Here is a 12,638-nt window from a genome sequence, read left to right as displayed (position 1 = left end):
ACCGCGGCGGACCGGTGGTTAGACTTGCGACGGGGTGCTTTTCGCGACCCGCCACGTGCTACCTTCGACACGACGCATTCTCCGCCATCCACTCCACGAGATCATTAAACGCGATCCCGCAGAAGAGCGCCTGTTCTGGCGCCAATGAAGTGGGAGTCATGCCCGGTTGGGTGTTAATTTCGAGTAACCATAGCGGCGGATTTGCTGATTCGTCGTAGCGGAAATCACTGCGTGTCAAGCCACGGCAGCCCAGCACTGCGTGGGCCTGCAGGGCCAGGGCGCGTGCCTGGTCAGCAATCTCCGGCGACACGTCCGCGGGTAAAATATGAGTCGAGCCGCCGGCCGAATATTTCGCCTCATAATCATAGAACTTCGTGTTGGGGATAATCTCGGTCACCGCGAGCGCCCGGTCCTCCATCACCGCGACGGTTAATTCACGGCCGGGGATATAGCGTTCGATCAGCACCTCTTCGCCCAGCGCCCAGGCATTTGAGCCGAGCTCGGCCGGTGGCCGATTGGCCCCTTCCAGCACGATATGCACCCCGACCGAGGAGCCTTGTGCATTCGGTTTGGCGACATAGGGTGGCTTCATCGCATGGGCCTTGGCGGCCTCGAAGCGATTGACGATCAGGCCTTCCGGACACGGAATGCCGGAGGCGCGCAGCACGGCCTTGGCTTTCTGCTTGTCCATCGCCAGTGCCGAAGCGAGCACGCCGGAATGGGTATAAGGCTTGCCGAAATGCTCCAGCACACCCTGCACCATGCCGTCCTCGCCCCATTCGCCGTGCAGCGCATTGAAGACGATATCCGGAGCGGCATCCTTGAGCTGCTGCGCCAGATCGCGCGACGCATCAATCTCGACGACGTCATAGCCCTTTTCCCGCAGGCCCTTGGCACAGGCGCGGCCCGAGACCAGCGAGACATCACGTTCCGGAGACAACCCGCCGAGCAGGACAGCGACACGTTTGGTCATGATGTTTCCCCTTTGCCGCGCACTCCGACGCGTTTGACTTCCCAGCGCAATTCGACGCCGGACTTGTGTTTCACTCGCGCGCGAACCTCTTCGCCGAGATCTTCCAGATCGGCAGCGGTGGCGGTGCCATCATTGATCAGGAAATTGCAATGCTGTTCGGAAAAATGCGCCCCGCCGACGCGCAGGCCGCGGCCGCCGGCCTGATCGATCAATTGCCAGGTCTTGCGCGCATCGGGTGTGCCCGGCGCGTCCGGATTGGCAAAGGTCGAGCCGGATGTCTTCTCGCGGATCGGCTGGGTCGTCTCGCGGCGCGCGGTGATGGCATCCATGCGCTCGAGGATGGCGGCCGGCTCGTCTTCTGTGCCCTGCAGCACCGCCTCGACGAAGATCCAGTCCGCCGGTGCGCCGCAATGGCGATAGCCATAGGCCAGCTCGTCGGGCCGGGCGATGATGCGGCGACCGGCGCGGTCGAGTGCCACCACCTCAACCACCACATCCTTGGTCTCTTGCTCGTAACAGCCGGCATTCATCCGCAAGGCACCGCCAATCGTGCCCGGCACGCCAACGAGATATTCCATCCCGCCGATGCCGGCTTTCGCAGCCGCCTTGGCGACCATCTTGTCGAGCGCCCCGGCCCCGGCGCGCAGCCGGTTCTCGCCGAGCGCTTCGGTCTTGGCGAAAGCACCCGTCAGGCGGATCACCACGCCGGGCACGCCGCCATCACGCACCAGCGTATTGGAACCGGCGCCGAGCACATGCACGGGGATTTCATCAGGTGTTTCAGCGAGAAAGCGCGCCAGGTCGGATTCGTCGGCCGGTAGATAAAGCACCTCGGCCGGGCCGCCAACGCGCAGCCAGGTCACATCGGCCAGCGGTGCAGCCTCGATATATTTTCCGCGGACAGGAGGAAGGCGATTGACCAGGCTCAACCCAGCGCCTCCAGCTCTCCCGGCAGGGCATAGGCCCATTGCGTGATGTCGCCGGCACCGAGGCAGACGACCACATCGCCAGCTGCCGCTCGGCTGGCGACTTCGGCGGCAACATTGGAGCGCATCACCGGATTGGCATCGCGATGCCCGTGGGCGCGCAGGCTCTCGACCAGATGATCGCGGTCAATGCCCTCGATCGGGTCTTCGCCGGCGGTGTAGACATCGGCGACGAGGACGCTGTCGGCATCATTGAAACAGGTCGAGAAATCGTCGAACAAATCGTGCAGGCGGCTGAAACGATGCGGCTGCATCACGGCGATCACCTTGCCGGAGGACGCCTGGCGCGCGGCTTTCAGCACTGCCGTGATCTCGACCGGGTGATGGCCGTAATCATCGATAATGCTGGCGCCCTTCCACTCACCGGTCTTGGTGAAGCGGCGCTTGACGCCGCCGAACTCGGCCAGCGCCTTCTTGCCCGCCGCTTCGGTGAGGCCCAGCTCTCGCGCCGTCGCGAGCGCCGCCAGCGTGTTGAGCACATTATGCTCGCCCATCATCGGCAGGAAGACATCGCTCCAGCGTTCTTCGCTCTGGCCGCGAATGCGGAAACAGACATCGAAGGTCGCCCCCTTGGCGTCCGAGCGCAGATTCTCAACGCGCACATCAGCCTGCGGGTTGAAGCCATAAGTAATCACGCGCCGGTCCTGGATGCGGCTGGCCAGGCTCTGGACTTCGGGGTGGTCGGTGCAAAGCACGGCAAAGCCATAAAAGGGCAGGTTCTCGACGAACTGGAAGAAGGCCTCGCGCAGCGTGTCGAAATCGCCGTAATGCTCGAGATGTTCCGGATCGATATTGGTGACGATGGCGACGGTGCCGCGCAGTTTCAGGAAAGAGCCGTCCGACTCGTCCGCCTCGACCGCCATCCAGTCACCCAGCCCGACCTTGGCGTTGGAGCCGTAGGCGGAGATGATGCCGCCATTGATCACCGTTGGATCCACACCGGCCGCATCCATCAGCACCGAGACCAGCGAAGTGGTCGTCGTTTTGCCATGTGTACCGCCGACGGCGACGGCGAATTTCAGCCGCATCAGCTCGGCCAGCATTTCCGCGCGGCGCACGACGGGGATCTTGGCGGCGCGGGCCGCGAGGAGTTCGGGATTATTCGGCCGGATCGCCGAGGAGACGACGATGGCACCGGCACCGCTGACATTCTCGCCCGCATGGCCGATCGCCACCTGGGCGCCCAGCGTGCGCAGCCGCTCGACATTGGGATTGGCCTTGATGTCGGAGCCCTGCACCGCATAGCCCAGATTGAGCATCACCTCGGCAATACCGCTCATGCCAATGCCGCCTATGCCGACGAAATGGACCGGACCAACCGGAAAGGGCAAAGCGGCAAATTTCATGTGAGTGCTCCTCGAACCAGACCATCGACCGCCTTGGCCAGGGCCTCGGCGGCGTCAGGCCGGCCCAGCGAACGCGCCGCAGCGGCGCGCTCTGCCAAATCGGCGGGATTGGATAAACGGGATTGCAAAAGACCGGCCAGACGCCCGGCCGTGAAATCGGATTCCGGGATGACGTCAGCGGCGAGAGCGGCGACCAGCCCCTCGACATTGGCGCTTTGATGATCGTCGGCGGCGATGGCCAGCGGGCAGAAGATCGCCGGACGCCCGACGCCCGCCACTTCAGACACGGTTGAGGCCCCGGCGCGTCCGATCACCAGATGTGAGGCGGCATAGAGCGCGCCCACATCCTCGAAGAAGGGCTCGCAGCGGGCATTCACGCCGGCAGACTGGTAACTTTCACGCGCCATCACCAGCGATTCTTCGCGGGTTTGTTGGACGATATCAAGGCGGGAACGAAGCGATTCCGGGAGTTGTGCGACAGCCGCCGGAACCGTTTCCGACAAGAGCCGCGCGCCAAGACTGCCACCGAGGATGAGCAGATTGATCCGGCCCTCCGCCGTCAGCGCAGGATAACCGGCGGCGCGCGCATCCAGAATCGGCTGGCGTAGCGGATTGCCGGTCAGCAAATGGTGTTTGCGGCCTGTGACTGAGAGCTTGTCGAGGCGTTCAAATCCCGACGCGATAAAACCCGCCCGGCCCGCGAAGACGCGATTGACCCGGCCGAGCACGGCGTTTTGTTCATGGATGGCATAGGCAATGCCCATGGTCTGGGCCGCGGCCAGCGCCGGAAAGGCGGGATAGCCGCCAAAGCCGGCGACGACATCGGGTTTCCAGCGCTTGATGATGGCCCGCGTCTCGCTCAGCCCCTTGGCCAGTTCGACGCCGGCCCGGGCCAGTTTGATCGGGTTCTTCGTGGACGGGCTGGCAGCATGGATTTCGTCGATCGCCACAGCAGGAAAACCGGCGGTGTGCTTGAGCCCGCGGGCATCGGTCACCAGCCGGATCTGCCAGCCGCGCGCGATCAGCGCCTCGGCAGCAGCGCGAGCGGGAAACATATGTCCGCCGGTTCCGCCGGCAGCAATCAGACAGCGACGCGGCGTCATGCGGAATATTGCATCGAATAGGCGCCGGGACGACGGCGCGTGAATGCCAGCATCAGGCCAGCCGCAAAGGTCAGGGCGAGCATGGACGACCCTCCATTGGAAACGAATGGCAATGTCATGCCCTTCGGCGGGATCAGGTTCAAGTTCACAGAGATGTTGATCAGCGCCTGCAGCCCGAATTGCAGCGCCAGACCGGCCACTGCAAGCTGCGCGAAATGGTCATTGAGCCGCATCGCCTGGTTCCAGGCGCGGGTCACCAGGATGGCGAACAGGCCAATGATGGACAGTGATGCCAAGAGGCCGAACTCCTCGGTCGCAACGGAGAAGATGAAATCGGTATTGGCGTCCGGCAAAATATGTTTCACCTCGCCCTCGCCCGGCCCGACCCCGGTCAGTCCGCCGCGCGAAATCGCCTCGAGCGCCCGGTCGATCTGATAGGTCTCATTGCCTTCCGGATTGATAAAGCTTTGCACCCGCGCCGCGACGTGAGGCAGTGTCAGATAGGCCAGGCCTGAGCCGGTCACCGCCAGACCGCCGAGCACGGAAACCCAGAGCCAGGACAAGCCGGACGCGAAGAAGACGCCGCCAAAGCACAGGGTCAGCAGGACCGATTGGCCGAAGTCCGGCTGCGCCATAAGCAAGCCGACCGAAGCGACAAACAGGATGAAGGCGATCAGGCGGCCGGGGATCGGCGCGCCGCGCTTCTCCTCGGCAAACAGCCAGGCGACCGTCACGAGCAAGGCCGGTTTGAGAAATTCAGAGGGCTGCAATGAGAAAGAACCGAGGCGTAACCAGCGTGTCGCGCCCTTGACCTCATGGCCGATAAAGAGAACCGCCACCATCAGAACGAAAGCACCCACCAGAACCAGCGCAGCCAGCCGGCGCGCGCCTTTCGGGCTCAGACTGGAGATCGCCAGCATGCCGATGATACCAAGCACCGCAAACACGCCCTGCCGGTAGAGAAAGTGGAAGGGGTCATCGAGGCCAAGGCGTGCAGCGGCCGCCGGGCTGGACGCCATGGACAGCACAACCCCGGTGGTGATCAGTGCCAGGATGACGAAGAGCAGGGTGCGGTCAATGCCGCGCCACCAGGAAGCGAAGGCTCGCGGCAGAGTCTGCATCATTGGCCAGGCTCCGCACCGCGTGCCGGCATTTCGAGCGCCGCGACCAGGTCGCGGAAGGCATCGCCTCGCGCTTCAAAATTGGCGAACTGGTCAAAGGAGGCGGCCGCTGGCGATAACAGCACCACCGCATTGTCCCGGCCATCTGCGGTCGCGTCCCGACAAGCCGCCGCCGTCGCTGCCGCCAGATCACCGCAGCGCTCATAGGCCAGCTTGCCGTCAAGATCCTTGGCGAAGCGCGCCTCGGACTCCCCGATCAAATAGGCCTTGGCGATGCGTGGATAGAGATGTGCCAGTGCTGACAGCCCGCCTGATTTCGGACGCCCGCCGACAATCCAGTAAATCGGGTCATAGCAGGCCAGGGCCTGCATGGCGGCCTCGGCATTGGTTGCCTTGCTGTCATTGATGAAACGCACGCCGCCCAGCTTGCCGACCTCTTCCTGGCGGTGTGCCAGTCCGCCAAAGCTTTCAATGGCTGCAGCCGCCACTCGCGACCCGATCCCCAGCACGCGCACCGCGGCCAGGGCCGCGGCAATATTCTGGGCATTATGCCGGCCGGGAAGCGCCCGCGCACGGCTGAGCTGCAAGACGGGATGCGGTGCGATATCGAGTGCTTCATACACCTGGTCGCCCAGTGCATAGACACCGCGCGATACCACACGTCCGGCCGAAATCGGCAGGACTTGCGCGTCGGGGCGCTTCATCCTCAGGCGGGAATAATAGTCGCGGGTCGGATCATCATCGACACCAATCACCGCAACGCCCGCCTCGCCCTGCATCGCGAACAGGCGTTGTTTGGCGGCGAAATAGCCGGCGAAATCACCATGGCGGTCAATATGGTCCGGCGTCATATTGAGCAGGATGGCGACATCGCATTGCAGGCTCTGGGTCAGGTCAATCTGGTAGGAGGATAGTTCCAGCACGAAAAACGAACCCGGTCGCGGCGGTTCCTGGGCCAGGACGGCATCGCCGATATTGCCGGCCACGGTCACATTGCGGCCCGCCTGGCGCAGGATATGCCCGATCAGCGCTGTCGTGGTGGATTTGCCGTTTGTGCCCGTAATGCCAATGATTTTCGGGCGCCGCTTGGCCGGCATGGCGAGCACTTCCAGCGCGAAGAGTTCGATATCCCCGATCACCGGCGCTCCGACCGCATGCGCCAGTTCGACCATGCGGTGCGGTTTGGGATGGGTCAGCGGCACACCCGGCGAGAGGACCAGCGCGGCGATATCGCCCCAGTCGCGCCGGTTGAGATCTTCGAGCTCAAAGCCCTGGGCCTGCGCAGCGGCGCGCGAGGCTTCGGAATCATCCCAGGCTGACACCTCGGCACCGCCCGCCAGCAACGCTCGTATGGTCGCCAGACCGGTACGTCCTAGTCCGAAAACGGCGACGCGGCGCCCCTTGAAGGCATGGACCGGAATCATCGCCTATCTCAGCTTGAGCGTGGCAAGACCGACCAGCGCCAGAACCACGGCAATGATCCAGAAGCGGATCACGATAGTGGCCTCGGCCCAGCCCTTCTTCTCGTAATGGTGATGGATGGGCGCCATGCGGAAAACGCGCTTTCCGGTCAGCTTGAAACTGGCGACCTGGACCATGACCGACACCATTTCCAGCACGAACAGCCCGCCGACAATCGCCAGCACGATCTCATGCTTGACCGCGACCGCGATCACGCCGAGCGCGCCGCCCAGCGAGAGCGAGCCGGTATCGCCCATGAAGATCATCGCCGGCGGGGCATTCCACCATAAGAATCCGAGACCGGCGCCGAGCAAGGCACCGCAGAAGACGAGGATTTCACCGGTTCCCGGCGTGTAGAGGACTTGCAGATATTCGGCGAAATCGACACGGCCGACAACATAGGCGATCACGCCGAAGGTCGCCGCCGCAATCATCACCGGCACGATGGCCAGCCCGTCCAGCCCGTCCGTCATATTCACCGCATTGCCGGATCCGACGATCACCAGGCAGCCAAACACCAGAAAGAGCGGGCCGAGATTGAACAGGAAATCCTTGAAGAAGGGGAAGGTGATCGATGTCGTCACCGCGGGGTCCATGCCATTGGCGGTCGCCGTTGCGGTGGCCCACCAGACCGCGATCAGCGCGATGGTGAACTCGCCGGCGAGCTTGAGCTTGCCGCCCAGCCCGTCCGTCGTCTGCTTGGTGACTTTCTGATAATCGTCGATAAATCCGATCAGGCCGAAGCCGGCGGTGACGAAAATCACGATCCACACATAGCTATTGGACAGATCGGCCCATAGCAGCGTGCCAACCATCACCCCGAGCAGGATCAGAAAACCGCCCATGGTCGGGGTGCCGGCCTTTTCGATCACGTGACGCTCAATGCCCTCGGCGCGGATTGGCTGACCCCGGCCCTGCTTGCGCCGCAACCAGCCAATCATGGGCTGGCCGAACACGAAGGCGATCAGCATCGCCGTCATCAGCGCGCCGCCGGAGCGGAAGGTGATATAGCGAAACAGGTTGGCGATCTGGACATCGTCCGCCATCGGCGCAAACAGCAAATACAACATGGGCGGATCAGGCCTCCGACAGATTGAAAGCCGAGCCGTCGGCCAGGACAGCGGCGATTTTATGAAGACCGGAGCCATTCGACCCCTTGATCAGAACGACATCACCGGCGCGAATGGCCGAAGCGACCATCTTGCGGCCCTCTCCAGCATTGGCCGCATAACCGGCGCGCAAGCGGTCAGGCAAGTGATCGTGCAGCTCGCGCATCAACGCTCCACAGCTAAACACAGCGTCGACATTCGCCTCGGCCAGGGCCGGCGCCAGACCGCGATGCAGTTGCGGGGATTGGGGCCCGAGCTCGAGCATGTCGCCGAGCACTGCGATGCGGCGGCCGCCTGCGCCCGGCTTGGCACTGCCCAGCGAGGCAATCGCGGCGGCCATCGAGACGGGATTGGCGTTATAGGCGTCGTCGAGCAGGGTAAAAGACCCGCCCTTGGGCAGTGTGACCTCAATGGCGCGGCCACGGCCAGCCTCGGCATCGACGGTGCGCAATGTCTCGGCCACCTGCCGCGGGTCGAGTCCTGAAGCGGCGGCAGCGGCAAACACCGCGCCGGCATTCCAGGCCCAGTGTTCGCCGGTGGCAGCGAGATGGAAGGGTACACGCACACCCATCACATTGACGACACCATCACTGCCGCCAAGCCCGGTTTCAAAGGATTCCATCCGGATTGCCGCGGTGGCGCTGCGCCCGAAGTCGAGCATGAAGGCGGCTGTCGAACGCTTGGCATGGCTGGCCAGACGCTCGGCCAGCGGGTCATCGGCGGGATAGATGGCAACACCGTCCGGCTCGAGACCTTCATAGATTTCCGCCTTGGCATCGGCGATCGCCTCGATCGTGCCGAGATGCTCCAGATGCGCTGGCGCGATACGGGTGATCAGGGCGATATGCGGCCGCACCAGATTGGCGAGATCATGGATTTCGCCGGCGTGGTTCATGCCCAGCTCGAACACGGCGCGCTGGGTCTCGGCCGGCATGCGCGCCAGGGTCAGCGGCACGCCCCAGTGATTATTGTAGGATTTGACGCTCCAGTGCGCCGGCCCCGCAGCCCGCAGGACGGCGGCCAGTGCCTCCTTGACGCTGGTCTTGCCGACACTGCCGGTCACCGCGATACGCACGGCATTGCTGCGGTCACGTGCCGCCTCCCCAAGCGCGCGCAGGGCCCGCCGCGTGTCCTTTACCTGCAAGGCAGGGCCCGGGCAGTTGGAGGTGTCGGTGACCAGGCAGGCGGCGGCACCGCGCGCCATCGCGTCGGTAATGAATTCATGCCCGTCGCGCACATCCTGCAAGGCGACGAAGAGGTCGCCGGGCAGGATGGATCGCGTATCGATCGACAGGCCCGAACAGGTCCAGTCGAGATCGCCGGTCAACATGCCGCCGGTCGCGGCCATCGCCTGCCTGGCGGTCCACAGGGGTTTATGCATCAGCGCCCTCCTGTCCCAGATAGGCCTTGCGTGCGAGCAGCGCCTTGCGACCCTGCTCGCGGTCATCGAACGGATGCACGACCCCGGCGACAGTCTGACCGGTTTCATGGCCCTTGCCCGCCAGCAACAGGCAATCGCCCGGCTGCAACAGGGCGACGCCCCGCGCGATGGCGGCAGCGCGGTCGGCAATTTCCTCGGCGTCCGGGCACCCGTCCAGGATCGCCGCGCGGATCAGCGCGGCATCCTCGGAGCGCGGATTATCGTCGGTAACAATGACATGATCGGCCTGACGGGCGGCAATCTCGCCCATCTTGGCGCGCTTGGTCGGGTCACGATCACCGCCGCAGCCGAACACCAGGATGATACGGCCACGGGTGTGCGGACGCGCCGAGCGGAGCAATTTGTCCAGCCCGTCCGGCGTATGCGCATAATCGACCAGGACCGGGGCTGCCGCCTCGGTCTCGCCGACCTTTTCCAGCCGTCCGGGCACGCCGCCCAGCTGGCCCAGCGTCTTGAGCACGACATTGAGGGCGACACCCTCGACCAGGGCAATAGCGGCGGCACCCAGCGCATTGAGGACCTGGAATTCGCCGACCAGCGGCACTTCGACCTGATGCTCGACACCGCGCCAGGCGAAGACGACATCCTGGCTGGCCGGGCGCGGGGTAATCTCGCGGATCTGCAGGTCGCTGCCGCGCCAGCCAATCGTCGTGATCATCAGGCCGCGCGTGCGGGCCAGCTCGGCCATGCGTTCACCCCACCGGGAATCGACATTGATCACCGCGCCGGCGCCATCCGGCAAACGCTCGGTGAAGAGCAAAGCTTTGGATGCGAAATAGTCGTCAAAATCCGGGTGATAGTCGAGGTGGTCCTGGGTCAGATTGGTGAAGGCACCAATCGCCAGCCGCGCCCCGTCCATCCGCCTTTGCTTCAAGCCATGGCTGGAGGCCTCCATCGCCAGATGCGTGACGCCATCGGCGGCGAGCGCATCGAGCGCATGGTGCAGGGCCACAGCGTCGGGTGTGGTGTAGCCGGTGGTCTCGAGCGAAGCCCCGCGCGCCACACCGAGCGTGCCGAGGCTGGCACCGTCAATGCCCGCTGCGGTCCAGATCTGGCGCAGGAATTCCACCGTCGAGCTTTTGCCATTCGTACCGGTAATGGCGACGATATGGCCCGGCTGGCGCGGATAGAAGCGGGCTGCCATCGCCGCCAGCTCAGCCGCTGCGTCATCGGCGATGATCACCGGCACATCAAGGCCTGGAATGTCCCGGTCGGACAGAATGGCCACCGCACCTTGCGCGACCGCCTGGGCCGCATAGGCGCTGCCATGCAGTTTCACACCCGGCAGGGCGGCAAACAGAAAGCCGGGCTTCACGGCCCGGCTGTCCAGCGTCAGGCCCGCAACCTCGATCTGATCGGTCGCAGGCGTGGCATGTTCAGGTGTGAGAAGGCCGGACAGGGTCAAGGGATGGCCTCCGGCATCAGTGCCGCGCGCACCAGCGCCGCGCGCTCATTATGATCGGCATCGGAGCGGTCGACGCCGAGGATGGGCGCAATGCGGGAGACGATCTGGCCCACGGCGGGCGCGGCCGTCCAGCCACCGGTGGAATAGCCATGTGTCGATTCATTGCCATGCGGCTCATCGAGCAGGACGAGAATGGCATATTGCGGGTCGTTATAGGGGAAGACGGCCGAGAAGGAGGAGATCAGTCGATTGCGGTCATAGCCGCCGCGCGAGGGCTTTTCCGCCGTGCCGGTCTTGCCCGCGACGAGATAGCCGGGCGCCTCGGCGCGGCCGCCCGTGCCATCGGTGACATTTTCGCGCATCAGCGCCATCACGTCGCGTGCGGCGCTCGCCTCCATCACCCGCTCGCCGACAATCCTTTCGTCGGCAGCGACGGGCTGCAGCGTCGGCGCGACATAAATGCCGTCATTGGCGATGGCCGCAAAGGCCGCGATTGTGGCGATCGGGCTGACGGCGAGGCCGTGGCCATAGGAAATCGTCGCCGTTTCCGTCGGACCCCAATTGCGCGGCAGGAGCGGATCGGCGCTCTCGGCCAGCTCGATTGGCGCGCGTTCAAGCAGGCGCATCCGGCCGAGAAATTCTCTCTGCCCTTCGGATCCGACGTCCAGCGCAATGCGCGAGGAGCCGATATTGGAGGAATGGATGAAGATTTCCGACAGCGTCAGCCAGCGGTTCTCGCCATGAAAATCATGAATGGTGTGACCGCCGATCTGCAGCGGCTCGGTCGCGTCGAACCCGCTTTCGAGCGTGGCCGCACCGGATTCCAGTGCCATCGCAACGGTGAAGGCCTTGAAGGTCGACCCCATTTCATAAACCGACTGGGCGCTGCGATTCAGGCGCTCATTATTGGAGGCATCATTGGGCCGGTTGGGATCATAATCCGGCAGCGACACCATGCCGACGATCTCGCCGGTGCGCACATTCATCACAATGCCCGAAGCCGCGAGGGCGCTGAACTCGTCCATCGTCGTGCGCAGGACTTCGTCGAGATGGAATTGCACGCCCATATCGATCGACAGCGCCACCGGGCGGCCATCGCTCGAGGACAGCGCCGCATCAAAGGAGCGCTCGGCGCCGGCCAGCCCGTTCAGGTCGCGATCCGTATAGCCGACGATATGCGAAGCCAGCCGGCCACGCGGATAGACGCGGCGCGGCTCGAGGCGGAAATCCAGGCCTGGCAGGCCGAGCGAGAAGACCGCCTGGCGCTGGCGCGGGGTGAGGTTTCTGCGCACCCAGACGAAGCGGCGATGCGAGGACAGATCGCGCGTGACCGCTTCGATATCGAGATCGGGCAGCACGCCCGCCAGCGCCTCGGCGGTTTCGGCGGCATCCCAGACCAGGCTCGGATCAGCAAACAGGGAATGGGTCTGCAAGGTCGTCGCCAGCACCTGGCCGGTACGATCGAACAGATCACCACGCGTCGCCTCGGCCATCACCGGCCGTGTCGCGGCGGCATGGGCCGGGCTGGTGACAGCCAGCTCAATGGCGCGCAGACCGAGCACGCCGAAACACAGCGCAAGGCTCAGCCCGACGATCTTCAGCCGGCCGCGCGCGGCATCGAGCGCCTTGATTTCGGTACTTTCAATGCGCAGCAGGCGTGACATGTCGGCCGGCGCCGCCTCGGCCATGGGTG

General features: G+C 64.4%; 10 protein-coding genes. All 10 read right to left on the bottom strand.

Annotation, left to right across the window (positions count from 1 at the left end; translation table 11 throughout):
- Nucleotides 1–58: 58 nt before the first annotated feature.
- The 10 genes from ACN0YJ_RS02025 to ACN0YJ_RS01980 are packed head-to-tail and all read right to left on the bottom strand — an operon-like array spanning nucleotide 59 to nucleotide 12,609.
- On the bottom strand, nucleotides 59–973 hold the full coding sequence (locus ACN0YJ_RS02025) for a D-alanine--D-alanine ligase (protein WP_417495187.1): 915 nt from the start codon (nucleotides 971–973) through the stop codon (nucleotides 59–61).
- Nucleotides 970–1,941: a UDP-N-acetylmuramate dehydrogenase gene (gene murB / locus ACN0YJ_RS02020; protein ID WP_417495186.1), complete on the bottom strand. Its 972-nt coding sequence runs from the start codon at nucleotides 1,939–1,941 to the stop codon at nucleotides 970–972. The genes ACN0YJ_RS02025 and murB overlap by 4 nt, the downstream gene beginning before the upstream one ends.
- Complete coding sequence (gene murC / locus ACN0YJ_RS02015; RefSeq protein WP_417495185.1) at nucleotides 1,899–3,305, bottom strand: UDP-N-acetylmuramate--L-alanine ligase; 1,407 nt, start codon at nucleotides 3,303–3,305, stop codon at nucleotides 1,899–1,901. Before murC ends, murB begins: the two co-directional genes overlap by 43 nt.
- The gene (gene murG, locus ACN0YJ_RS02010; protein ID WP_417495184.1) at nucleotides 3,302–4,408 is read right to left on the bottom strand and encodes an undecaprenyldiphospho-muramoylpentapeptide beta-N-acetylglucosaminyltransferase; all 1,107 of its coding nucleotides are present in this window, start codon (nucleotides 4,406–4,408) and stop codon (nucleotides 3,302–3,304) included. Before murG ends, murC begins: the two co-directional genes overlap by 4 nt.
- On the bottom strand, nucleotides 4,405–5,532 hold the full coding sequence (ftsW, locus tag ACN0YJ_RS02005; protein WP_417477234.1) for a putative lipid II flippase FtsW: 1,128 nt from the start codon (nucleotides 5,530–5,532) through the stop codon (nucleotides 4,405–4,407). The genes murG and ftsW overlap by 4 nt, the downstream gene beginning before the upstream one ends.
- Nucleotides 5,529–6,953 carry a UDP-N-acetylmuramoyl-L-alanine--D-glutamate ligase gene (murD, locus tag ACN0YJ_RS02000; RefSeq protein WP_417495183.1) on the bottom strand — a complete coding sequence of 475 codons (1,425 nt, stop codon included), beginning with the start codon at nucleotides 6,951–6,953 and terminating at the stop codon, nucleotides 5,529–5,531. Before murD ends, ftsW begins: the two co-directional genes overlap by 4 nt.
- A 3-nt stretch (nucleotides 6,954–6,956) precedes the next feature.
- Nucleotides 6,957–8,060, bottom strand: a complete 1,104-nt coding sequence (mraY, locus tag ACN0YJ_RS01995; protein ID WP_417477232.1) for a phospho-N-acetylmuramoyl-pentapeptide-transferase — start codon at nucleotides 8,058–8,060, stop codon at nucleotides 6,957–6,959.
- 7 nt (nucleotides 8,061–8,067) lie between these two features.
- Nucleotides 8,068–9,480, bottom strand: a complete 1,413-nt coding sequence (locus ACN0YJ_RS01990; RefSeq protein ID WP_417495182.1) for a UDP-N-acetylmuramoyl-tripeptide--D-alanyl-D-alanine ligase — start codon at nucleotides 9,478–9,480, stop codon at nucleotides 8,068–8,070.
- On the bottom strand, nucleotides 9,473–10,945 hold the full coding sequence (locus ACN0YJ_RS01985) for a UDP-N-acetylmuramoyl-L-alanyl-D-glutamate--2,6-diaminopimelate ligase (protein WP_417495181.1): 1,473 nt from the start codon (nucleotides 10,943–10,945) through the stop codon (nucleotides 9,473–9,475). The genes ACN0YJ_RS01990 and ACN0YJ_RS01985 overlap by 8 nt, the downstream gene beginning before the upstream one ends.
- The gene (locus tag ACN0YJ_RS01980; protein WP_417495180.1) at nucleotides 10,942–12,609 is read right to left on the bottom strand and encodes a peptidoglycan D,D-transpeptidase FtsI family protein; all 1,668 of its coding nucleotides are present in this window, start codon (nucleotides 12,607–12,609) and stop codon (nucleotides 10,942–10,944) included. Before ACN0YJ_RS01980 ends, ACN0YJ_RS01985 begins: the two co-directional genes overlap by 4 nt.
- Nucleotides 12,610–12,638: the final 29 nt, after the last annotated feature.

It is taken from the genome of Maricaulis sp. (assembly GCF_048270095.1).
Lineage (GTDB): Bacteria > Pseudomonadota > Alphaproteobacteria > Caulobacterales > Maricaulaceae > Maricaulis.
The sequence above is the reverse complement of the archived record's forward strand: the minus strand, read 5'-3'. Positions and strand labels throughout refer to the sequence as shown.